At 69.8% G+C, this 21910-nt stretch carries 27 protein-coding genes; 5 read left to right on the forward strand and 22 right to left on the reverse strand.

The window, feature by feature from the left end; genetic code table 11:
• The first annotated feature begins 195 nt into the window (after positions 1 to 195).
• Complete coding sequence (locus ACFYW8_RS11220; RefSeq protein ID WP_365879212.1) at positions 196 to 1524, forward strand: SpoIIE family protein phosphatase; 1329 nt, start codon at positions 196 to 198, stop codon at positions 1522 to 1524.
• Between the two features lie 152 nt (positions 1525 to 1676).
• Here the strand turns inward: ACFYW8_RS11220 and ACFYW8_RS11225 are convergent, their stop codons facing one another.
• The 7 genes from ACFYW8_RS11225 to ACFYW8_RS11255 all read right to left on the reverse strand — a co-directional run bounded on the left by ACFYW8_RS11225 (position 1677) and on the right by ACFYW8_RS11255 (position 7094).
• Complete coding sequence (locus ACFYW8_RS11225; RefSeq protein ID WP_389071156.1) at positions 1677 to 2015, reverse strand: DUF2516 family protein; 339 nt, start codon at positions 2013 to 2015, stop codon at positions 1677 to 1679.
• A 117-nt stretch (positions 2016 to 2132) separates the two neighbouring features.
• Entirely contained in the window at positions 2133 to 2720 is a 588-nt protein-coding gene (locus ACFYW8_RS11230) for a hypothetical protein (RefSeq protein WP_365879210.1), read from the reverse strand.
• A gap of 56 nt (positions 2721 to 2776) precedes the next feature.
• The gene (locus ACFYW8_RS11235) at positions 2777 to 3295 is read right to left on the reverse strand and encodes a helix-turn-helix domain-containing protein (protein ID WP_389070812.1); all 519 of its coding nucleotides are present in this window, start codon (positions 3293 to 3295) and stop codon (positions 2777 to 2779) included.
• 98 nt (positions 3296 to 3393) lie between these two features.
• Positions 3394 to 3852 (reverse strand): NAD-dependent epimerase/dehydratase family protein, encoded by a 459-nt coding sequence (locus ACFYW8_RS11240; RefSeq protein WP_389070815.1) that lies wholly within the window; start codon positions 3850 to 3852, stop codon positions 3394 to 3396.
• Between the two features lie 100 nt (positions 3853 to 3952).
• The gene (locus ACFYW8_RS11245; protein ID WP_389070820.1) at positions 3953 to 5074 is read right to left on the reverse strand and encodes a phosphotransferase; all 1122 of its coding nucleotides are present in this window, start codon (positions 5072 to 5074) and stop codon (positions 3953 to 3955) included.
• 398 nt (positions 5075 to 5472) lie between these two features.
• A complete protein-coding gene (locus ACFYW8_RS11250; protein WP_389070823.1) occupies positions 5473 to 6261 on the reverse strand; it encodes an HAD family hydrolase in 789 nt (262 codons plus the stop codon).
• Complete coding sequence (locus ACFYW8_RS11255) at positions 6207 to 7094, reverse strand: GntR family transcriptional regulator (protein ID WP_389070826.1); 888 nt, start codon at positions 7092 to 7094, stop codon at positions 6207 to 6209. Before ACFYW8_RS11255 ends, ACFYW8_RS11250 begins: the two co-directional genes overlap by 55 nt.
• A gap of 186 nt (positions 7095 to 7280) precedes the next feature.
• Between ACFYW8_RS11255 and ACFYW8_RS11260 the strand changes: the two genes are divergently transcribed.
• On the forward strand, positions 7281 to 7475 hold the full coding sequence (locus ACFYW8_RS11260) for a hypothetical protein (protein ID WP_389070831.1): 195 nt from the start codon (positions 7281 to 7283) through the stop codon (positions 7473 to 7475).
• Here ACFYW8_RS11260 and ACFYW8_RS11265 read toward each other — a convergent pair.
• Positions 7465 to 8394: a winged helix-turn-helix domain-containing protein gene (locus ACFYW8_RS11265; protein WP_389070835.1), complete on the reverse strand. Its 930-nt coding sequence runs from the start codon at positions 8392 to 8394 to the stop codon at positions 7465 to 7467. The genes ACFYW8_RS11260 and ACFYW8_RS11265 overlap by 11 nt on opposite strands.
• 193 nt (positions 8395 to 8587) lie before the next feature.
• Here ACFYW8_RS11265 and ACFYW8_RS11270 point away from each other — a divergent pair, with 193 nt between their 5' ends.
• Positions 8588 to 8773 (forward strand): hypothetical protein, encoded by a 186-nt coding sequence (locus tag ACFYW8_RS11270; RefSeq protein ID WP_365879195.1) that lies wholly within the window; start codon positions 8588 to 8590, stop codon positions 8771 to 8773.
• Between the two features lie 190 nt (positions 8774 to 8963).
• Here the strand turns inward: ACFYW8_RS11270 and ACFYW8_RS11275 are convergent, their stop codons facing one another.
• From ACFYW8_RS11275 to ACFYW8_RS11285, 3 genes are all read right to left on the reverse strand, one after another.
• Positions 8964 to 10241 (reverse strand): GNAT family N-acetyltransferase, encoded by a 1278-nt coding sequence (locus ACFYW8_RS11275; protein WP_389070840.1) that lies wholly within the window; start codon positions 10239 to 10241, stop codon positions 8964 to 8966.
• A 357-nt stretch (positions 10242 to 10598) separates the two neighbouring features.
• Positions 10599 to 11564, reverse strand: coding sequence for an asparaginase (locus ACFYW8_RS11280; RefSeq protein ID WP_389071160.1), 966 nt, complete (start codon positions 11562 to 11564; stop codon positions 10599 to 10601).
• Positions 11565 to 12087: 523 nt separating this feature from the next.
• Positions 12088 to 12744: a hypothetical protein gene (locus ACFYW8_RS11285; protein WP_389070844.1), complete on the reverse strand. Its 657-nt coding sequence runs from the start codon at positions 12742 to 12744 to the stop codon at positions 12088 to 12090.
• Positions 12745 to 12957: 213 nt separating this feature from the next.
• Here ACFYW8_RS11285 and dtd point away from each other — a divergent pair, with 213 nt between their 5' ends.
• The gene (gene dtd, locus ACFYW8_RS11290; protein ID WP_365879189.1) at positions 12958 to 13383 is read left to right on the forward strand and encodes a D-aminoacyl-tRNA deacylase; all 426 of its coding nucleotides are present in this window, start codon (positions 12958 to 12960) and stop codon (positions 13381 to 13383) included.
• Between the two features lie 38 nt (positions 13384 to 13421).
• On the opposite strand, the gene ACFYW8_RS11295 is transcribed toward dtd, so the two are convergent.
• From ACFYW8_RS11295 to ACFYW8_RS11320, 6 genes are all read right to left on the reverse strand, one after another.
• Positions 13422 to 14387, reverse strand: a complete 966-nt coding sequence (locus tag ACFYW8_RS11295; RefSeq protein ID WP_389070849.1) for a YgfZ/GcvT domain-containing protein — start codon at positions 14385 to 14387, stop codon at positions 13422 to 13424.
• Between the two features lie 114 nt (positions 14388 to 14501).
• The gene (locus ACFYW8_RS11300; protein ID WP_389070852.1) at positions 14502 to 14927 is read right to left on the reverse strand and encodes a Fur family transcriptional regulator; all 426 of its coding nucleotides are present in this window, start codon (positions 14925 to 14927) and stop codon (positions 14502 to 14504) included.
• A 111-nt stretch (positions 14928 to 15038) separates the two neighbouring features.
• On the reverse strand, positions 15039 to 15614 hold the full coding sequence (locus tag ACFYW8_RS11305) for an FABP family protein (protein ID WP_389070857.1): 576 nt from the start codon (positions 15612 to 15614) through the stop codon (positions 15039 to 15041).
• A gap of 262 nt (positions 15615 to 15876) precedes the next feature.
• Positions 15877 to 16914: a hypothetical protein gene (locus ACFYW8_RS11310; protein ID WP_389070862.1), complete on the reverse strand. Its 1038-nt coding sequence runs from the start codon at positions 16912 to 16914 to the stop codon at positions 15877 to 15879.
• On the reverse strand, positions 16911 to 17888 hold the full coding sequence (locus ACFYW8_RS11315) for a hypothetical protein (protein ID WP_389070866.1): 978 nt from the start codon (positions 17886 to 17888) through the stop codon (positions 16911 to 16913). The genes ACFYW8_RS11310 and ACFYW8_RS11315 overlap by 4 nt, the downstream gene beginning before the upstream one ends.
• Positions 17885 to 18640 (reverse strand): hypothetical protein, encoded by a 756-nt coding sequence (locus ACFYW8_RS11320; RefSeq protein ID WP_389070869.1) that lies wholly within the window; start codon positions 18638 to 18640, stop codon positions 17885 to 17887. The genes ACFYW8_RS11315 and ACFYW8_RS11320 overlap by 4 nt, the downstream gene beginning before the upstream one ends.
• A 330-nt stretch (positions 18641 to 18970) precedes the next feature.
• Between ACFYW8_RS11320 and ACFYW8_RS11325 the strand changes: the two genes are divergently transcribed.
• Positions 18971 to 19333, forward strand: a complete 363-nt coding sequence (locus tag ACFYW8_RS11325) for a DsrE family protein (RefSeq protein WP_389070874.1) — start codon at positions 18971 to 18973, stop codon at positions 19331 to 19333.
• Here ACFYW8_RS11325 and ACFYW8_RS11330 read toward each other — a convergent pair.
• The 5 genes from ACFYW8_RS11330 to ACFYW8_RS11350 all read right to left on the reverse strand — a co-directional run bounded on the left by ACFYW8_RS11330 (position 19327) and on the right by ACFYW8_RS11350 (position 21646).
• Entirely contained in the window at positions 19327 to 19722 is a 396-nt protein-coding gene (locus ACFYW8_RS11330) for a VOC family protein (protein WP_365879173.1), read from the reverse strand. The genes ACFYW8_RS11325 and ACFYW8_RS11330 overlap by 7 nt on opposite strands.
• 91 nt (positions 19723 to 19813) lie before the next feature.
• Positions 19814 to 20077, reverse strand: coding sequence for a DUF3099 domain-containing protein (locus tag ACFYW8_RS11335; RefSeq protein WP_365879171.1), 264 nt, complete (start codon positions 20075 to 20077; stop codon positions 19814 to 19816).
• 177 nt (positions 20078 to 20254) lie between these two features.
• Positions 20255 to 20542: a DUF1416 domain-containing protein gene (locus ACFYW8_RS11340; RefSeq protein ID WP_365879169.1), complete on the reverse strand. Its 288-nt coding sequence runs from the start codon at positions 20540 to 20542 to the stop codon at positions 20255 to 20257.
• Between the two features lie 30 nt (positions 20543 to 20572).
• A complete protein-coding gene (locus ACFYW8_RS11345) occupies positions 20573 to 21418 on the reverse strand; it encodes a sulfurtransferase (RefSeq protein WP_389070885.1) in 846 nt (281 codons plus the stop codon).
• Positions 21419 to 21565: 147 nt separating this feature from the next.
• Complete coding sequence (locus tag ACFYW8_RS11350; RefSeq protein ID WP_350310325.1) at positions 21566 to 21646, reverse strand: putative leader peptide; 81 nt, start codon at positions 21644 to 21646, stop codon at positions 21566 to 21568.
• Between the last annotated feature and the right edge of the window lie 264 nt (positions 21647 to 21910).

The raw sequence follows: 21910 nt of genomic DNA on the forward strand, positions 1-21910 counted from the left end.
CGTGACCTTCGTCATCCCTGGCGAAACCGCGTCCTGTCCAAGTGCGTTACAGGATGCGGCATATGACGGTGGCCCTTTGCCGGGCGCCGCGCCGTCCGCCATTCCGCTGCGGCACCGGCGGGCGCTATGGTCCCCGTCGGTGGGTCGAGGTCCTTCGCCCACCACGCCCTCGGGGGGAGGGAAGGAACCCAGACGATGCCCGTACCCGTACCGCGGCAGAGAGCGATCCCGGCCGTGGAGAGTGGTCAGGCTCAAGCCGTGTTCTCACCCGGCGGCCCATCCGGCGACACCACCGGCGGCCCCGCCGGGACAGCACCGGAAGCCTTCACCACGACCCCGATCGCCGCCGCCACCCAGCTGACTCTCCTGGTCATCGAAGACGACCCGGCGGGTTCGCTCGGCGTGCCCGAAATGCTCGACGCGGCCGGGAAGCCGATCAGGATCCGTACCGCGCGCAACCTCACCGAGGCCGAGCGGCTGCTCACCGACGACGTCCACTGCATCCTGCTCGACCTCGCGCTGCCCTCGCCGGGCCGGGCGGCGGACAGCGCCGACGAGCTGGCGACGCTCAAGCACGTACTGCGGCTCGCGCCCGGCCACGCCGTCCTCGCGCTCACCGCGTCCGGTGACGCAGAGCGGGGCACCGAGGCGGTGCGTGTCGGCGCCCAGGACTACCTCTTCCGGGACGAGCTGGACAGCCGGCTGCTGAGCCGGGCGATCCGCTACGCGGTGGAGAGGAAGCGTTCCGACAAGGCCGAGCGACGGCTCACCGAGTCCAAGCTGCGGGCCCAGGAGAACGCCCGCCTGGAACGCGGTCTGCTGCCGACCCCGCTGCTGGAGGGCTCCCCGCTGCGCTTCGCGGCGCGCTACCGTCCGGGCCGCTCCCGCGCGCTGCTCGGCGGCGACTTCTACGACACCGTGCGCACGGCCGACGGCACGGTGCACGCGATGATCGGTGACGTGTGCGGGCACGGGCCCGACGAGGCGGCGCTCGGTGTGGAACTGCGCATCGCCTGGCGCGCGCTGACGTTCGCGGGCCTGTGCGGTGACGAGCTCCTGTCCACGCTGCAGCAGGTCCTGGAGCACGAGCGCGAGAACGACGAGATCTTCGCGACGCTGTGCACCGTGGACATCGCGCCGGACGGCCGCCGCGCCGGGCTCTGCCTCGCCGGTCATCCGTCGCCGCTGATCGCCCGTCCGGGCCGGCCCGCCCAACTGCTGCCGTACGAGAACAACGGTCCCGCGCTCGGCCTGCTCCCGAACGCCCGCTGGCCGCGCATGCAGGTGGAACTGGGTGCCGCGTGGAGCCTGATGCTCTACACCGACGGTCTGATCGAGGGCCACACCGGCGTGGGCAACGAACGCCTGGGCCTGGACGGCATGGTGGAGATGGTCCGCCGGCAGCTCGCCCAGGGGCTCCAGGGCGAGGAGCTGCTCCGCGCGGCGGTGAACGAGGCGCGCGAACTCAACGGAGGGGAGCTGGCGGACGACGTGGCGGTACTGCTCCTGGACAGGACGCCGTAGCGTCCGCCGCCGCGTCGCGGGATATCTCCCGCTGACCGCAGACCGCAGACCGCAGACCGCAGACCGCAGACCGCAGACCGCAGGCGCAACGTGCCGCCGGAGCGCCGGAGCGCGAAATGCGCTCTACCGGCCGCCGTGTCGAGCCGTGCGATCTACCGGCCGCCGTTGTAGGGGCCGTAAGGGCCGTCGCTGCTGCTTCCGCCGCGACGGCCTCGGCCGCCGCCGGAGACCTGGCGCAGCGCGGGGCGGACGTCGACGAAGAAGACGATCGTGGCGACCAGACCCGCGAGCTGGAGGAAGAGCATCGGCACCAGCAGGTTCACCGCCACGGTGATGCCGAGGATGATCAGCCAGAACACCTTGTTCTGCTTGTCGGCGGCTCGGTAGGCGTCCTCGCGGGCGATCGCGGCCATCACCAGCGCCACCACGGCGAGCACCAGCATGGCTGTGAAGATCAGCCACATCAGACCGCCGAATGCCGTCATCAGCACAATGCCCACCGCCCGGTTCGAGTCGTCTCTACGGCCACCGTACCCGGAGAACGGGCCGGGAACTCAGAGAGTGCCCGGCCCGTCCGCGTGAGGCGAAGTCGTGTTGCCGCCGCTCGCCTACTTCGCGGGCGGAGTCGTCTTCTTGGCGACCGGCTTGCGCACCGGGGCCTTCTTCGCCGGACCCTTCTTGGAGGGAGTGTCCTCGGCGTCGGCCGCGGGCTTCTCCTCTTCCTTGACCTCGACCGGCTCTGCCTTCGGCTCGACGGCGATGGCGAAGTCCTCGATCTCCTCGGCGGCCTCGCCGCGCCAGGTCCGTACGGTCTGCTCGCCGTGCTCGGCGACCTTCTCGTACGTCTCCCGGGCCTTGACGGCGTACTCGGCGGCGACGCCGACACCGCGCAGGGCGAAGTCCTGGGCGGACTCACCGAGCTTCTTCAGGTCGGTGTCCAGGGTGCTGAGGAGCTCCGTCACCTTGGTCTGAAGGGTTTCCTGCGCCTCCTTGGCGCGGGCGGTGGCCTTCTCCTGGACGGCGTTGGGGTCGATGTTCTTCACGGTGTCGATCCGCGCCGGGGCCTCGGCGCGGATCTGCTCCACGATGCCGGGGACCTTCTTCGCCTGCTGAACGGCCAGGTCGGCGGTGCCGGCGAGGAAGTAGAGCGGGGTCGGGTCCGTGGCGGCCTTGCGGATGTCGTCGGTGATGGCCATGACGATGGTCCTCCCGTAATCGCATTCAGCTGAGGGTTTTGGTGATCCGCATGCGGTCAACTCGCGCTCTGCTGCGGATCGGCATCGCTGCCGTCGGCCGTGCGGGGGCCGCGGACGGCGGTGTCCGGTGAAGGCTGGGCGTCCGGTATGTCCTGAGCCTCGGGTGCGTCGGCGCCGCTGCCGGGCGCCTCGACGCCGCGAGCGGTCTCGTCCGCCGGCGCGACCTCGAATCCGTTCTCCTTGCGGAAGGACTCGTAGATCTGGAGCAGCACCTGCTTCTGCCGCTCGTTCAGCGTGGGATCGGCGAGGATGACCGCACGCGTCTCCACCTCGTCCCGGTCCCGCTCGGCGTCGAGGATGCCGGCTCGCACGTACAGCGTCTCCGCGGAGATCCGCAGGGCCTTGGCGACCTGCTGGAGCACCTCCGCGCTCGGCTTGCGCAGCCCGCGTTCGATCTGGCTCAGATACGGATTGGACACCCCGGCGGCGTCGGCGAGCTGCCGCAGCGACAGCTGCGCGGTGCGCCGCTGTTCCCGCAGATACTCACCGAGGTTGCCGACGTTGAGCGATGCCATGCCTCCACTTTGCCGCACCCTCGCTAACTATTGCAAGCACCTGCTTGCAAAAGTGTGTCACGCCACTCGCCGCACGACGATCCCGCTCACGGTCCCGGTCACGCCAGTGCCTCCGCGAAGCCCTGGCGCCACGACGGGTGGCGCGGCAGCCAGCCGAGGTCCCGTTTGGCCTTGGCGTTGGAGAAACCGCGCCCCTCGGTCATCATCACCACGGCCTGGTCCCCGGCCAGCAGCCGCGCCAGCCACACGGGAATCCGCACCGGCCGTTTCGCTCCCGCGCACGAGGCCAGGTGGGGCAGCCACTCGGAGGCCGGGGCCGGGTCGTCGTCGACGATGTTGAACACGCCCGTCGCCCTCTGCTCCACAGCCAGGACGGTGGCGCTCGCCGCGTCGTCGAGATGGATCCACGAGCTGTGTCCGGTGGCCCGCCCGACCAGCGGGAACTGCCGCTTGCGCACCAGCTCGACCTGGTCGTCGGTGGCGCCGGGACCGTAGAACGCGCCGTAGCGCAGGACGGCTCCGCCGGCCTTCAGTGTCACCTCCTCGACATGGCGCATCGCCAGCATCCCCGCGTGCGGGGCATAGACCGGGGGGGGAGGACGGGCGGGGATCACCAGGGCGGCGGGCGCGAGTGGGTCACGTCCAGGCGCGACGGTCTCAGCCGACGGATCGGAGGCCGGCCGAATCCTCGACTCGCCGTCCCTGCGCAGGGTAGTACCACTTTTCGAGCAAGACCTTGACGTCCTCCACGGTCGGCACTTCGATCCCCAGCGGTTCCGTCGCGGCGCTCAGCACCTTCTGGATCCTTCCGCCCGCGTGCACGAAGCGACCCTCGTCGACCGTGGGCTGCTCCATGAGAGACAGGGCCATCCGGATGACGTCGGTGAAGACGGACTGGGCACGCTTGTAGGCGAGCAGCTTGGGCAGATCGTCCTTCCACCCGGCCGAACCGCCAGGGGTGACACCGCCCTCGACGGCCACACACCACCGCTCGACCATCAGGTCTTCCTGATCCTTCGGATACCGCATCAGATAGAGGTGCGTGGCCAGGTCGTAGAGCGGATCACCGAACATCGCCAGCTCCCAGTCGATCGTCCAGAGCCGCTGCTCGGCATCGACCACGAAGTTCTCGCGGTGGAGATCGGCGTGCAGCAGACAGAACGGGCGCTCGGTCAGTCCCGACACATGCCTCCGGAGATTCGCGAAGGAGGCCTCGCCCAGCCCCAGCCCGTTGAACAGGTCACCGAAGTCGACCTGATTCCGCTGGTACACCTGCTCTTCGGTGAACAGGATGAGCCGCTCCAGAAAGCCCCCGGTGTCGCCCTCGGGCGCCCGGTCCGCGGATTTGCACGTCCGTTCCGCGGCGAGGGAATCGGGTCTGACGCGGGCCAACTGCCCGAAGAGGGAAACGACTTGCCCGAAGAGGTGCGGAGGGATCCCGGTGCCGGATCCGTACAGCGCTCCCAGCGTCTTTCCCTCGATGAACCGTTGAAGACCGGCAGGGCCCGCCTGAATGAGGTCGGGGATGCCCTCGATCCGGCCCACCAGGGCCCGGAGCACCTGCTCCTCGGAAGCGAAACAGCGCCGGTCGAACCACAGCAGTCCGGGGCGCGGCTCACGGCACTTCCAGCGGCCCGGCTCGGCCTTTCCGGCTTCACCCGGCAGGGGAAAGACATACGTCTCATGGTGGTAGCCCTGGAGTGGCCCTTCGAGAACTCCCGCGTCGCCACTCAGCTCAGCGGCTCGCCGCCGAGTCCTGGAAGCCGATTCGAGTGACATTGACCGTTCTCTCGCGTGACCGCAACCAATGAGAAAAGAGGGGAGAACGGTACTCCGCTGTCCCTCCGTGAATGGGCATGATCCCAGAAGAGTTCCTGCCCATCGCCCTGATCCGCTAGGTGAGCACATGACCGCCCGCTCCCGCGGAACAGGTTTGACCAGCACCTTCAACCCGCGTCGCCGCTGCGCGGGCTCACTCGCGGTTCACACTCCCGGGGTGCTCGCACTGGATCCCGCACCACCTCCGGAACATGCCCGACGGTGAGGCACCCGGCTCTCACGGCCGGGTACCCCTGGACAAGGCGAACACCATCATCACGCGGTACGAATACAACGCTGTGAACTCGGCCGTGGCGACCTCGGACGGCACCGCTCTCCCTGCGGCTCGCCCCGCACCTTCAGAACTCCGCCCACAGCACCCGCAACACGGTCTTCAGCGACCCCACCACGTGCTCGGCTCCGGCGTCCCGCAGCCGCTTCTCGATGCGCTCGTTACGCGCGTAGCCAAGGAACGGAACCCCGGCGCGCTCGGCCGCGTACAGGTCCGAGGGGGCGTCGCCGATCATGAGCGCCTTCGAGGGATCCGCGCCGAGCGCGTTCAGTGCCCGGTTGAGGCAGTGCGGATCGGGCTTGAGATGGTGCAGATCCTGGGTGCGGCCGTAGATGTTGGGCGTGAAGCATTCGGCCAGGCCGCGCGTCTCCAGGTAACGAGCCGCCGCGCCCGGGGAGTTGTTGGTGGTGATCGCCAGCCGCGCGCCGACGGCGCTCCAGGTCCGTATCACCGCGTCGGCGTACGGGGTGGGCCAGGCCTTGGCCACCGCCTTGAGTTCCTGCTGGGTGAACCATGCCTCCAGCTCGGCCACCAGGTCACTCTGCGGACGCCGCCGGTCGACCGCGTGCAGAACCACCATCGGGTCGGGGTGTACGCGTTCGTCCGGGGTCAGCAGCCCACGCATCCCCTGCAGTTCGAGCCACTCGACCAGATCCCTGGCCACCGTCTCCGCCGAGTGTCCCGCGAACAGCCGGCAGACCGGCCCGTCGAAGTCGAAGAGCACGAAGCGTGCTTGGGTGATCGTGTCCCGCAGGTTCGCCGTCTGTGTCGCCACCGCATCAGTCTGCGCCGTATCAGAAGTCACAAGGAGAGTTTCAGGTCCGTGGTGATGGTTTCCCAGAGGGCGTCGAACCACTTCTGGGATTCGTCCACGAACGCGGTGTCCCGCCCGCCCGCCCGCTTCTCGAAGGAGAAGAGGAGCGACGCGGAGCCGATGGTGTCGTACATGTCCAGGACTCCGTCGTCCGCGGTCGTCTCCTCACGCCTGGTGATCATGTAGTAGGCGATCAGCGCCTCCGACTCGTTGAGCAGGTAGAGCTTCACCGGCGGCGTGAAAGGGAGCGCCCGGAAGGTCACCCGGACGTCGATGCCGTGGGAGGTGCGAAGGGCCTGGAGGTTGTGGCGCAGGACGTGCCCCTGGGCGTTGCGCTGCTCCAGCCAGCGCTTGTGGACCGGATCGTCGTCGCTCGGGCCGTCGACGGAGATCGGGAAGGCCAGGTTGATCTCCCGGCTGGGCAGCATGATCCGTACGTCGATGCGTTCCGGGTGGATCCTGCCGTCGTGGATCTGGCGGATCGGTTCACTGAGCGCCACCATCAGCGTCTCCGCGGTGAGACACGCCGCGTCGATCCGCACATGGGGTGCGGCGAACGCCTCGGCGAGACGCCGGGCAAGACCCACCATCGTGGGCTGCGGTCCGTTGCGGGTGGGGGCGACCTCGGCGATCCGTGGCGGACTGCCCTTGCTGACGTTGCTGAGCAGGCCGCCCTCCTGGAGCTCGCGCAGAGCGAGCCGGACCGTGCCGCGCTCGACGCCGAACTCGTCGGCCAGCTCCGCCTGGGTGGGCAGACGGTCGCCCGCCTTCAGCGCGCCGGAGCGGATGCGCTCCCGCAGGATGTCGGCGATCTCCTGGGGCGAAAGCCTTCTGCTGCTGTCACTCACCACAACGTTCTCCTGAGTCACGACCAAACGGTACAACTCTCCCCCATCTACGGGGAGTTATTCGAAAGTTGTTTATGGACACTCACCAAGTGGGGACAACTTAGTCAGAGTTGGTTACCAACTTGGCCAAGATGGCGGAAGTTTTGCCTCCCCTCGCCCATCCGCGGCAGCCACCACCCCGAGCAGGTCACTGAAGAAGCAGGAGGAACCACCATGCCCGCCGTCACCCTCCTCTCCGCCGTCTTCGTCGTCGGTTTCGAGCAGCTCGTTCAATGGCGGTACGGACCGACGGGCATCGTCGGACTGCTGTTGCTCACCATAGGAATCAAGGCGAAGAACCCCACGTGCAGCTCCATCGGGGCTGTCGTGCTGGCCCTGCTGGTCGCGGGGCCCGCCATCAGTTCGTGAAGAGCAGTTCGGAACTGATGGTCTCCCACAGCGCGTTGAACCAGAGATGGGACTGCTCCACGAACGTGGTGTCCCGCGGTCCCGCTCCCTGGCCGAAGGGAAACAGCATCGACTGCGTGCCCTCGGCGTCGTACATCTCCAGGTACTCGTGGTCGATCTCCTCACCCCGCCGCGTGAGGGTGTAGTACGCGAAGAGCGCCTCCGCCTCGTTGAGCAGGTACAACTTCACGGGCGGGGTGAAGGGCAGCGCACGGAAGGTGACCAGCACGTCGATGCCGTGCGTGGCCCGCAGCGCCAGCAGACTGTGCCGCAACACCCGGACCTGGGCGTTCCGCTGGGCGAGCCAGTGACGCCGCGGACGGTCGTCGTCCAGGTCGTCGACCGGCGCGGGGAACGCGAGGTCGATGTCCCGGCTGGGAAGCAGCACGCGGACGTCGACCTTGGCCGGTTCTATGCGCCCCGCGTGAATCTCGCGCAACGGCTCACCCATGGCGAGGGTGAGTGACACGGCGGTCAGGCACAGGGCGTCGATCTCCACGTGCGGGGCCGCGAAGGCCGCCGTGATCCGTGGAGCGAGCGCCACCATGGTCGACTGAGGCCGGGCTTCAGGCCCGGCCGGAGCCCTTTCGGGGTGGTCCGCGACCGTCGCCGGGCTTCCCTTGGACGCATTGACGAGCAACTGCTCCGTCTGCAGGATGCGCAGCGCCTGGCGCACAGCGCCGCGCTCGACGCCGAACTCGTCGGCCAGCTCGGCCTGGGTCGGCATGCGCTGGCCGGCCCGCAGCTGACCGGACCTGATCCGGCTGCGCAGCTCGTCGGCCACCTCGCGGTGTGACCTCGGCGGCCGTGGTGACCTGTTCCGTCCGTTGACGGCGGCATGCTCCGGCTCCACAGCCAGAACACTACAACTTCCCGCCATCTTTGGGCAGTTACCGGATAGGTGGTTATGAGTCGTCCCAACACGGAGATAAGTAAGGATGAGTTGGTCACCAACTTGCACAACATGGTCAAGCTTCCGGAGGGTTGGCCGCCGAAGCCGCATCTCCATGCCGGGTGGTCGGGGCGGACGGTCCTCAGCGGGGTTCCGCCCCCGTCCCCAAGGAGGGACCGTCATGCCGCTCGTCGCCCTCGCCGTCGCCGCCCTGGCCATCGGATTCGAGAACCTCATCCAGTGGGAGTACGGGCCGATGGGCATCATCGCGTTCGTCGCGCTCACCGTCGGGCTCAAGGCCCGGAACACCACTGTCAGCGGCATCGGGGCCGTGATCCTCGTGATGCTGCTCGCCCAGTCCGGCTGACCGGACGCCGCCGTCCGCCAGTCCGGCTGACCGTGCTCCCCTCCGGAGGGGAGCCGGGAGCTCGGTCAGCCAGCACCACCGCACCAACCCGCACCACCACAACCACAACTGAATCGCTACGGATCAACGGATCAGCAGTCGCCGTCGGCACCCGCGTGGAAGGAGAACCTCCCCAACCGGCAGCAGCAGTTCAGAAGATGTCCGGACACCACGGTCGCCCGGACGTCCGCAGCAGGGCGTCGGCCACGGAGGCGGCGCCCTCCTGCCGTTCCCGGACCCGGCCCAGCGCCACCAGTCGCACCGCGGACTCGTCACCGAGCCACAGCGTCGCCAGGTCGGCGATGGAGAGGGACAGCTGGGCATCCTCGGTGGTCGGTGCGCAGGTCGCCGTACCGTCCGGCGCGGCCCGCAGCCGATAGCGACCGCCGTCCGGCCCGCTCTCGTCCGTCACGTCCAGCACGAGCGTCCCGGCGGCCCCGTACGTCCGCGCCTCCAGAGCCCGTACGACATCCAGGATCCGCACCCAGAGCCAGTCCGACTGGGTGGCGATCCGGGCGGCACGCGGGTCCGGCAGGAAGTGCGGCAGCAGGTCGTCGGGGGCGCGTCGGCCGGTCTTGACCCGGGTGATCCAGTCGATCGAGCAGAGGTACTGCCACAGGGCGCGCTCGGCCGCCGGTGTCACCGCGAGCAGCCAGTTCACCTGCGCCGTGTTCTGGGGCTGGTTGGCATCGCTCCAGTTGTCGTCCGACTCGTAGGAGACCAGGCCCTCGATCTCGCCGGACGCCGAGCGGTACGCGGCGTAGAACGGTTCCTTCCGGGGCTCGTCGCCGAAGCGCAGCAGGCCGGTTTCGATCTCCCACCAGCGGGTGTCGCGGCTCACCGCGCCGGGTCGGCCGCGCCGGAACCGTTCGTGCAGCTCGGGGCCCGCCTTGCGGACGTCCTCGGCGTCCACGAGGTCGATACGGCCGCCGTCGGCCGGGCCCGACCGGCGGGGGTCCAGCCCGGTGCGCGGTACGTCGACGGTCCACTCGGTGTTCGTCGTGACGGGGCCGAAGCCGTAGCGGCCGTAGATCGGGTACTCGGCGGCGATGAGCGTCGCGACGACATCGCCCCGCTTCCTCGCCGCCGCCAGGTCGGCCTTCATCATGCGGGTGAGGAGGCCCCGGCGGCGGTGCGTGGGGGAGACGGTGACGTTGGAGATCGCGTCCGCGGGGACGGCCGCTCCGCCGACCACGGTGAGCTCCTGCGGGAACGACCTGAACGTCGCCACACAGCGGGAACCGTCGAACGCGCCCACCGTCCTCGGGGGAACGAGCACGGGCGCCCGCGCCTCGGCCTCCTGCTCCGAGACGGCCGGCGGCCGCAGGAACCCCGTTTTCAGCGCGCGCAGCCAGTCCGGGATGTCGGAAGCGCTGATCGGTCGTACGTCGATGGTGTCGATGGCATCGATGGCGTCGTGCGGGATCATGAGGCCACGCTAGGCGGACGCCGACGGAGTGTCGCCCGGATTTCCGCGCGGCCTCTCCCGGCCGTCCCCGCCCCCTCCCCCGCCTCCGCCTCCGCCGTACCCGGTAGCGGCCTTGCGCCGCGCAGTGCGGTCGCACCTGGGGGCCTGGGGCAGCGCGCTCCCCTCGCGGAGCTTCTTCGGCTCGATCGAGAGACGACGACGGCGCGGACTCGCCCGAGCCCGGGGCACTGGGCACCCCGGACCCCCTCGCCACTCCCCCTCGCCCTCGCCCCTCAGCCCCCAAGCGTCCTCGCGCCGCCCCGGCACGATGGACGCCGGGCGCCTCCGTACCCGGGTTCCGCCCGCGCGCCTCGGACCTCAGAAAGCCGCTCGGATCTCCCCCACCTCGCGGCCACCGCCGAGCAGGGGTGCGGCACCGATCCTCGTCACCACCGGCGCGTCCACGCCCAGCAGACCCAGCGCGCGGGCGAGGACGGGGCCCAGCGCCCGGCCCCCACCGTCGTCGATCTTGAAGGCGAGGGCACGGCCGTCGGGCAGCGCGACCGCCTGGACGGCCTCGGCGCCCATCTTGGAGAGGGCTCCCGGGATCTCGCGCATCAGCCAGGTGTCGGGGCGCCGGGTGCCGGCGACGTACTCGGGGTGGGTGCGCATGGCGTCGGCGACACGGCGCTCGGCGGAGCCGGGGGCCGCGAGGACGAAGGAGCGGAAGGCGCGGGCCAGGCCGGTGAGGGTGATGGCCATCAGGGGCGCCCCGCAGCCGTCCGTGCCGACCGCGCTGACGCTCTCCCCGGCGTTCTCCTCGACCACGGAGTGGATCAGCCGCTGAAGCGGGTGCCCGGGATCGAGGTACGACTCGGTGGGCCAGCCGCGCCGCGCGCACACCGCCAGCATCGCCGTGTGCTTGCCGGAGCAGTTCATGGTGACCCGGTCGCGGACGGCACCGGAGGCGAGATAGGTCTCGGCCTCGACGGGGTCCAGCGGCAGGTCCGCCGGGCACTGGAGCTGCCCGGCGGACAGTCCGTGCTCGACGAGCATCTTCTGGACCAGATCACGGTGGAAGATCTCGCCGGAGTGGCTCGCGGCGGCGAGGGCGAGGCGTTCCCCGGCCAGATCCAGGCCCGCGCGCAGGATGCCCGCGGCCTGCATGGGCTTGTTCGACGAGCGGGGGAAGACCGGCGCCGTCACCTCGCCCAGTGCCAGCTCGACCGTCCCGTCCGTGGCCAGCAGCACCAGGCTGCCGCGGTGGTGGCCCTCGACGAAGCCGGAACGCACGACCTCGGCGAGGACCGGGTGCGGGCCGGGTGCACCGGGGGTGGCAGAGATGGCTGGGGTGGCAGAGGAGCCGGAGGTGGCAGAGGAGCCGGAAGGGCTGGGGGCTCCGGATGTGCCGGAGGAACCGGAGGTGCTGGGGGCTCCGGAGGCGCTGGAGGCTCCGGATGCGCCGGAGGTGCTGGAGGCGCTGGAGGCTCCGGATGCGCCGGAGGTGCTGGAGGCGCTGGAGGCTCCGGATGCGCCGGAGGTGCTGGAGGCTCCGGAGGTGCTGGAGGCTCCGGAGGTGGCAGGAGTGCCGGCGGTGGCGGGAGCGGCCATGGTGCCGGGGTCGCCAGACGTGCTCGTGGTGCCGGGTATACCGCTTGCGCCCGGTATACCCGGGGCGGCGTCAGGGGTGGGCGAACCTTCGGGCGTGCTGGGAGCTATGGACATCGGCGGTGGCCTTCCGAACGGGACCCGCTCGGAAGGCATCGGCCGGGTCGTGTCCCGGACCGCGCCCCCGCCCGCGCGGAGCGGAAGCGCGCCCCTGGATTCCGGCGCACCCCTCGGCCCCGGGATCGCCGGGGCCGCCACGTCACATGAGCAGGTCGTCTACTTGTGCTTCGCCTTCACGGTACCTGCGGGCGATCTCGGCGCTGCAGTCGTCGGCCGTTCGCTGGAGCTGCTGGCGCTGCCGGGAGACCCGCTGCTCATAGCGGACGAGGCGGCCGAGTCCCGCGACCAGCTCGTCGTCCGTCCGGGCGTCCAGGTCCGACAGCTCCACCTCCGCGAGCATGTCGGCGGCGAGCACCCGGTACTGCTCGCCGTGCGGCGTGCCCACCGTCACGTGACGGGCCGAGGATCGGTACCGGGCTGGCGCGTCCGTCAGGATCTCCGAGAGCCGCTCGACGACGGACGGCCTCTCCCGGTCCACGGGCGACCGGTGTCCGGAGGCCGTGCCGGGCATCCGGCGCTCCCCGCGGCGCGCGAGTTCCGCGCGCAGGATGTCGATACGCCCCTGGAGCAGCCGCCGGACATAGCTGAGGTCGGCCTCGTCCCGCTGGGCGTCCCGGCGCAGCGTCCGCAGTTCGGGCAGCCGGAGCACGGCGATGCCGGGCCGGGCCGCGTCGCCCGCCGACGGGCCGCTGTCGGTGCGCTGCACCGGCGGCCGGGCCGTCATCCTTTCCGCCCGTGCGCTCGTGCGGGTCAATGACACGGCCCCGGACTGCTGCCCGGTACTCGATGTGCTCATGTGCCTCTACCGTCCCCTCGACCGGCGCGGTCCACCCAGCGGGTGCACCGCAACACCCCGCATGGTGCCACCCCAGATGGTCGCTATGTGACCGAGTGACCCGATCAGCCCCAGATGGCGGGTTGGTTACCGCTGAAAATCACGCGAAGGGCCCGCAACGCGTGCCAAGGCCCGCCGCGCGCGGCGGCGCCGTGACACGGCATCATGGTCCGCATGCGTGCGGTGGTGCAGAGGGTGGACGGCGCGAGCGTCGTCGTGGACGGTGAGACGGTCGGCGAGATCAGCGGCGAGGGACTGTGCGTCCTCGTCGGGGTCACCCACGAGGACACCAAGGAGAAGGCGGCCCAACTCGCCCGCAAACTCTGGTCCGTTCGGATGCTGGCCGACGAGCGGTCCTGCTCCGACATCGACGCGCCGCTGCTCGTCGTCAGTCAGTTCACGCTGTACGGCGACGCCCGCAAGGGCCGCCGCCCCACCTGGAACGCCGCCGCCCCCGGCGAGGTGGCCGAGCCGCTCGTCGACGAGGTCGTCGCCCAACTCCGGGCTCTGGGCGCGACGGTGGCCACGGGCCGTTTCGGCGCCCGGATGCGCGTCTCCCTGACGAACGACGGTCCGTTCACCGTCCTCCTGGAGATGTGAGCCCGCCCGGGGAACGTGAGCTCCAGCGGACCTGAGCCCTACGGCTCGACCACGACCTCCTGCGCCGCAGCCGTCGTGTCCGCCATCAACGGGGCGTCCAGCGGGACGTTGCGCTTCACGAGTGCCAGGGCGATCGGGCCCAGTTCGTAGTGGCGTACGGATGTGGTGATGAAGCCGATCTTGCGGCCGTCGGGGTCCTCGGTCGCGAGGCGCAGCTCGGTACCGTGCGGAGGCAGAAGGACCTCGCTGCCGTCGAGGTGGAGGAAGACCAGGCGGCGCGGGGGCTTGCCCAGGTTCTGCACGCGGGCGACCGTCTCCTGGCCGCGGTAGCAGCCCTTCTGGAGGTGCACCGCGCTGCCGATCCAGCCCAGTTCGTGCGGGATGGTGCGGTGGTCTGTCTCGAAGCCGAGGCGGGGCCGGTGCTGCTCGACGCGCAGGGCCTCGTGGGCGAGCAGTCCGGCCGCGGGGCCGGCCTTCCCGGCGTACGACTCCAGGTCCGCGCGCGGGAGGAAGAGATCACGGCCGTACGGCGTCTCGCGGACGACGACTCCCTCGGGGACCTCGGCGATCGAACCGGCCGGGAGCTCGACCACCGCGAAGTCGGCGGTGCGGTCGGCGACTTCGACGCGGTAGAAGAACTTCATCGACTCCAGGTAGGCGATCAGCGCCTCCTGGGTGTCGGGTTCCGTGTGCATCCACACCGTCGTGCCGTCGTCCACGAGGTACAGCGCGTGCTCGATGTGGCCGTTCGCGGAGAGGATCAGCGCCTCGGTGGCGCGGCCCGCCGGCAGGTCGGTCACGTGCTGGGTCAGCAGCAGGTGCAGCCAGGTCAGCCGGTCGTCGCCGGTGACGGTGACGACTCCGCGGTGCGAGAGGTCCACGAAGCCGATGCCGTCGGCAAGGGCGCGCTGCTCACGGAACAGGTCGCCGTAGTGGGCGGCGACGCCTTCGTCCACGCCCTCGGCTGGAACGGCGCCGGGCAGGGACAGGAGGGAGCTCTTCATGGACATACACACTACGACCGCGCGGTCGCCGATTTTATTTCTGCGACGTCGACCGCATGATCGCCACAGTGGATCCCAGATGACCACCGGTGTTCGCACAAGGCCGTTCCGGGTTCACTTCTGCCGGGCCTGGCAGTCCTTGCAGCGTCCGAAGATGGCGAAGTGCTTCATGTCCGTCTCGAAGCCGAAGGCGTCCCGCAGCTTCGCGGTGAACTCGGCGGCGACGGAGACATCGGCCTCGATGACGTTCGTGCAGTCGCGGCAGACGAGGTGGATGTGATGGTGCCGGTCGGCCAGGTGGTACGTCGGCGCGCCGTGCCCCAGATGGGCGTGGCTGACCAGCCCGAGCTCCTCCAGGAGCTCCAGGGTCCGGTAGACGGTGGAAATGTTGACCCCCGACGCCGTCTTCCTCACTTCCACGAGGATGTCGTCGGGGGTCGCGTGCTCCAGGGTGTCCACTGCTTCGAGGACAAGCTGGCGCTGCGGCGTCAGCCGGTAGCCGCGCTGCCTGAGGTCGCTCTTCCAGTCGATGCTCACCACACTGGAAGTCTAGGACCATTCCCGTCCGAGCCGACCTGATGAACTGCACGGCGGCTCACGAAAGGCACGGTGGCCCGGGAACCGCACGGCGGCACGGGAACGGCGGGCGGTCTACTTGAAGAAGGCGATCCCGTCGTCCGGCATGTCGTCGGGCAGGTCCTTCGCCCAGCGCTCGACGTCCTCGGGGGTGACGACCTTCTTCAGGTGCCCGGACATGTAGGGGCGCAGCTCGACCTCGGGGGTCTGCTTCTCACCGACCCACATGAGGTCGCTGTTCACATAGCCGTAGAGGCGCTTGCCACCGCTGTAGGGACCGGACGCGGCCGTACGGGCCACGGCGTCGGTGACCAGGTCGATCTGCGGCTTCTTGTCGGCCAGCTCTCCGTACCAGATCTCGACGACACCGTCGTCGCGGGTCATCACGACCTCGACCTTGCGGTCGGCGTCGACGCGCCAGAAGCCCGCCTCCGACTCCAGCGGCCGGACCTTCTCGCCGTCCGCGTCGAGCACCCAGCTGTGCGAGCGGTACTCCAGGAAGTCCCGCCCGTCGTGCGTGAAGCTGACCTCCTGCCCGAAGTTGCACTTCTCCGAGCCGGGGAAGTCGTACACACCGACTCCGGCCCAGTCGCCGAGCAGGAAGACAAGGGGGACCAGGTCCTTGTGGAGGTCCGACGGGATCTCGATCATGAGCTGAGCAGTTCCTTGATGGGGGTCAGCGCTGGCCCTGGTACAGCTTCTTCACGGTCAGTCCGGCGAAGGCGAGCACGCCGACGCAGACCAAGGCCAGCAGGGTTTCGAAGAAGATCTCCACGGGGTGCTCCTCGGTGAGCGGAACGGGGTCCCCGCCCGGGCGCAGCCGGGACTGGGGAGGTACACAAAGGCCGGGCCCCAGCTTACGCGGCTGGGGCCCGGCACTCTCTTTCAGGTCGGCCCTGGCGGGCCGCGGCCCTCAGCCGAGGAGCTGGCTCTGCAGGGCCACCGTCTGCTGGAAGGGGATCTCCCGGGCGGCGCCCTTGCGGGACTGCACGACGAGGGCGATGACGTCACCGGCCGACAGGTACGCCTCACGGACCTGTTCGGCGCCGTACGGCTTGCTCTCCGTGTACGCGTTCCGGGTGATCTGGTCGACCGCGGCCCCCTCCGGGAACGCCTCGTCCCGCTCCGTCAGTTCGGCCCCGCGCAGGGCGTACTGCGGGGAGTCGTAGTACGCCACCTTGTTGGTGACCAGGTCCTCCGCTACGGCGGCGGTGTCGAACTGGAGCAGATAGATCCGCGTGTGCGTGCCGTCGGCGGTGGTCCAGCCGCGTGCGGTGATGTGCCGCAGGGCGTAGTCGGTCAGCAACTGGCCGACGGTGTCCCGGTCCGTCTTCTTCGCGTACTGCGCCAAGAAGGACTTCGTCGCCAGCCAGCCGTCCTCGCCGCGCAGCGCCGGGTCCGCTTCGGCGCCCTTCGGGGCGGGGAGCAGGAGCTTGCGCAGGTCGGCGGAGTGGACTCCGCCCTTGTTGGACTTGGCGAACGGCCCCGGGCTGCCGGACGGCAGCGGTGGCCTGACGATGGCCGGGTAGTCCCAGCGCCCGTCGGCCTTCGTCTCCAGACCGGGTACGTCGGTGCGCTCCATCGTGGTGATGCCGTACGCGACGGACGAGCCGACCGCCGCGAAGACCACGGTGGCGGCGGTCCAGCGCAGGACGGCGCGCAGCACCCGACGGTCCTTCTTGACCTTGGCCAGCGGCACCTCGGGCTCGTCGGCCATGGGTGGCACGACCGGCGACGGCGGCATCGCGGCCTCGGCCCCGGTCTCCGTCCCGGCTTCCGTCCCGATGTCCGTCCCGGCTTCCGCCACAACGGCCGACTGCTCCGGCTGCGGTTCGGGGGCCTGCGGCTCGGCGGCGCGCGGTTCGTCCCGCCCGGCGGGCGCCCCCTGCTTGACCTGTGTCGTGTCCTCGGCCTGTGTCGTGTCCTCGGCCGGTGTCGTCTGCTCGGTCATACCGCCTCTCCCGGCTCCTGGATACGGTCGAGCTGCTCACGGAGCAGGTACGCGACCCCGTCGGTGGTCATCGGCTTGGCCGCGTACGCGATGGCGCTGACCAGCACGTCACCCTGATAGGCGGAGCAGATCATCATGTCGAGCTTCTCCTCCTTCTCCTTGGGCGACAGGAAGCACTTGGCGTTCTTGTGGCCCTCGATCTTCGGTCCGGAGCGGAAGACCTTGAGGGCGTCGAACAGCCCGTTCTGGAACGTCGACATGTTCCGCACGGCCTGCTTGTCCTCGATCTGCGCCAGTTGGATGCTGACGGTGACGACGCCTTCGCCGGGGAAGCGGCTGTCGAGGTAGCTGCGCATGGCCATGCCCTTGGTGTGCTGCTTGTCGATCTCCTTCTCGATCCGCCGCCGCTGGGAGCGGGGCAGGCCGCGGACCGCCTCCTTGCGCAGGGCGGTGGCCTCACCCCCGCTGAGCGCGGCGTCGGACCCGAACCGGGAGATGTCCGGACCCCGGCTCCAGGTGTCCTCGTACGGCACGAGCATGGCGGCGAGCGAGGACGGCGCCACCTTCGTCTTCTTGGCCTCGCCGCTCGTGGCCTTCGGGAACTTCCAGGTCGGCGCGCCCGCGTCACGGTCGGCGTCCTGGACGGTCACCACGGTGCAGGCGCCACCCGCGACGACGGCGCCGACGAGCAGCACGGAACCGGCGATGGCGGCGATACGGCCACGCCGGACGGGCTTCTTTCCGGAAGCCGGTCCGGCGGCGACCACAGCGGGTTCGGCGGTGACCACAGCGGATTCGGAGGCGACCGCCTGCGGTACGACGGACTCCGGCAGGGTCGCTTCCGGCGCTTCGGGGTCGGCCGGCGCAGGGACCGTCGGCTCAGGGACCGTCGGCTCCGACGTGGCCGGCGCCGAAGCGGGCTCCCCGGGCTTCACGGCTTCCGCGGTCTCCGGGTTCGGGGATTGCTCGTTCACAGCCGCTCCAACTGCCGCTTGGCCAGGTCCATGATCTTCGACTTCGGGATCGGCTTGGAGTCGTAGATCCAGATCTCCATGGCGATGTCACCGCGCGAGGCCGTCGCCTGAGCCTTGTAGAGCGGCAGGTAACCGGCCTCCCTCTCCGGCTTGAAGAGGTAGACCATGCCGTCGCTCGCACCCGGGAGGGGCCACTCGCCGCTGGAGCCGTACACGTACCAGTCACTCGCCCGATCCGCGGCGCTGAGGTTCTCCTCCTGGCGGTACTGCACCAGCCGGATCTGGGTGTTGCCGTTGCTGCCCACGGTCCAGCTGACCCCGGCGGCCCGGCGGAACTCCGCCTTGGCCAGACGGCCGAACGCGACGTCCGAGTCCTCCAACGAGTGCGCATAGGCGGCCATGTCCAACCAGCCGTCCTGCTCCGGCGCCCAGTCGGGCACCTTCGTACCCTTCGGCCGGGGAAGCAGCAGCTTGCGCAGGTCGCCGTTCGTCTTCACCCGGTGGTCCTGGGCTGCGGACAGCGGCTCGGGACCGTCACCCTTGGCCTGGGCCACCACCGGCTGCGACAGCGAGGGCAGCTTGGTGGGCACGCGGTCGGCCTGGATCAGATATCCGGCGCAGGTGCCGGCGACGAGACCGAGCACGGCGGCCGTGGCGATGAGCAGAGTCGTACGACCGCGCCGACGGGCCCGCGGCACTGACGGAGCGTCATCCGGCTCGGCGGAGGATTCCGCCTCAGCGGACTCGGACATCACGGGAGCCAACTGCTCGGCGGACGCCGCAGGTTGCTCCGGCTCCGCCGTTGCCGCGGCCGGCGCCGGGCCCGGCGCCGGTGCCGGGGATTCCTCGGCCGGCACGGGCTCCGCGGGTTGTACGGCATCGCGAGGTGCCGTACCGGGATCAGCAATCGGCGCAACCTCGGGCACGCTCGGTCTTTCCGGTGTTTCGGATCCTTCGGGTGCTACCAAGACGTCCCCCCACGAACGTGAAGCGTGGATTCCGTATCCGCGCGCACAGGAGACCCATGGCCCGCGCATGGGGTTGCACGGACGTTGATCACGATTCGGCATACCATGGCGGCCATGGCGAACAAGCTCGTGATCAAGGTGACGGCGGGGGCCGATGCCCCGGAGCGCTGCTCACAGGCGTTCACCGTCGCGGCGGTGGCCGTGGCCAGCGGTGTGGAGGTCTCCCTCTGGCTGACCGGCGAGTCCGCGTGGTTCGCGCTGCCGGGCCGTGCAGCCGAGTTCGAGCTGCCGCACGCGGCACCGCTGCCCGATCTGATCGACTCGATCCTGGCGGCCGGCCGCATCACCCTGTGCACCCAGTGCGCGGCCCGGCGCGACATCACGGAGAAGGACGTCCTGGAGGGCGTACGGATCGCGGGTGCGCAGGTGTTCGTCCAGGAGGCCGTGGCGGACGGGACGCAGGCGCTGGTCTACTGACCGCGTCTGCGCCGGCCGCGCGTGTCCACCCAGAGACAGAAGGGGTGGCCCGCCGGGTCGAACAGCACCCGTACGTCCTCCTGGGGCTGATGGTCGGCGAGCCGGGCGCCCTGCTCCACGGCGCGGACGGTCTCCTCGGCCAGGTCGTCGACCTCGATGTCGAGATGCAGCATCATCCGCTGGTCACCGGGGCCCGCGGGCCATACCGGCGGTGTGTAGAGCGGCTCGGTCTCGAAGGCGAGCGCGATCCCGCCGAACGGCGGGCCGATGAGCACCCACTCGGGCTCCTCGGCGCGCACCTCGTATCCGAGCAGCCTCCGGTAGAAGTCGGCCAGTTCATGGGCGTCGGGCGCGTCGAGCACCACGGTGGACAACCTCGTACGCGACATAGACGCTTTTCCGCTCCTACCGCTGCCGCCGTTTCACCGCCGCGGTTCTCACCGCTGCCGCGCTACCTCTGCCGCTCTGCCTCTGCCGCTTTCACTGCTGTTTCTTCTTCTTGCCGTCCAGCTCGTCCCACCACTCGTCGGACTTCGGGTCCCCGGACGGGTCGTCCCACCATCGGTCCTCGGGCCCCCGCCGGTTGGCCACCATCGCGGCCACCGGCGGAATCACCATGGCCACCACACACATCCCGACGGCCGCGGGAACGGACCACAGCCGTACGACTCCCCAGGCGAGGACGAACAGCACGATGCACGTCCCCATCATGGCGAAGTACAGATGACGCCTGCGCGCGTACATACCCCCAGCGTAGGCCCGGACAACCCGTCCGGCTCAGTGTCGGCGGCGCCCGCAGGCCGCGGGCCGCCCAGCAGGGCAAGCCGAAGGGCCGCACCCCGATCCGGTAAGCGTCCAACCCCCGGGGGTGCGGCCCTTCGGCCGTTCAGTCGACTGCCGTCAGGGACGGCGGTCCGCCGTTCAGACGGCGATCGCGACCTCGGCGAGGCCGCCCGTCTGGGCGACGACCGTGCGGTCGGCGGTGCCACCGGGGACCAGCGCGCGAACGGTCCAGGTGCCCTCGGCCGCGTAGAAACGGAACTGACCCGTCGCGGAGGTGGGGACCTCCGCCGTGAACTCGCCGGTCGAGTCCAGCAGCCGGACGTAGCCCGTCACCGGCTGGCCGTCGCGGGTCACCTGACCCTGGATCGTGGTCTCACCGGGCTTGATCGTCGAGGCGTCGGGGCCGCCGGCCTTCGCTCCACACATATTTCGATTCCGTCCTTCAGGCCTTGAGGGTTACTTGTTGGCGCCGAGCTCGATCGGCACGCCGACGAGGGAGCCGTACTCGGTCCAGGAGCCGTCGTAGTTCTTGACGTTCTGCACACCGAGGAGCTCGTGCAGCACGAACCAGGTGAGCGCGGAACGCTCACCGATGCGGCAGTAGGCGATCGTGTCCTTGGCGAGGTCGACCTGCTCGCCGGCGTAGAGCTCCTTGAGCTCGTCGTCCGACTTGAAGGTGCCGTCGTCGTTGGCGTTCTTCGACCACGGGATGTTGCGGGCGCTCGGGACGTGGCCCGGACGCTGCGACTGCTCCTGCGGCAGGTGGGCCGGGGCGAGCAGCTTGCCGCTGAACTCGTCGGGCGACCGGACGTCGACCAGGTTCTGCGAACCGATCGCGGCGACGACGTCGTCACGGAAGGCGCGGATCGAGGTGTCCTGGGCCTTGGCCTTGTACGCGGTGGCGGTGCGCTCGGGGAGCTGCGAGCCGTCGACCAGGTCGCGGGAGTCGAGCTCCCACTTCTTGCGGCCGCCGTCGAGCAGCTTCACGTTCTCGTGGCCGTAGAGCTTGAAGTACCAGTAGGCGTAGGACGCGAACCAGTTGTTGTTGCCGCCGTAGAGGACGACCAGCGTGTCGTTGCCGATGCCCTTCGAGGAGAGGAGCTTCTCGAAGCCCTCCTGGTCGATGAAGTCACGGCGGACCGGGTCCTGGAGGTCCTTGGTCCAGTCGATCCGGATGGCGTTCTTGATGTGGTTCTTCTCGTACGCCGACGTGTCCTCGTCGACCTCGACGACGGCCACGTTCGGGTCGTCCAGGTGGTCCTGGACCCAATCGGCGTCTACCAGGACGTCACTGCGGCTCATGCTCGTTCTCCTCCGGGGCAGTTGCGGCGGGGTGGTGCGTTGGAGAGGCTGCGCGGTGCTGCATGCCGGTGAGGGCCGCGCGGCGCAATGGTGGCCCGGCCAAGAGAGGTCCAGGGGCCCGGCTCGCGGAAGACGGAAAGCTTCCGCTCAGAAGGTGCGACAGAGCATGGCGGCGACGCGGCACAGGTCTACTGCCCGCCGCTTCGTGAGGTCCGCCTGTCGCTTCATGGGTCCGATCGTAGGGACGGACAGGCGGGCATGTCACCGGCGTGTCGGATGATGAGACGCGATCGTCCGCATGGTGATACACGAACGCCGTCGAACCCCGGCCCGCAAGGATTCCGGGGGGCCGTATCGGTCATCATTTCGACGGCACATCTGCGGTGCGGACAGGGCCGTCTCGCCTTTCGGACAGCCGCCCCTCCGGCAGAGGCCTACCAACGGACACTTCCGGAAGAATCTTCCTGCCGGACCGGTCCGGAACAACTCACT

This window comes from Streptomyces sp. NPDC002742 (assembly GCF_042888885.1).
In the GTDB taxonomy this organism is placed as follows: domain Bacteria; phylum Actinomycetota; class Actinomycetes; order Streptomycetales; family Streptomycetaceae; genus Streptomyces.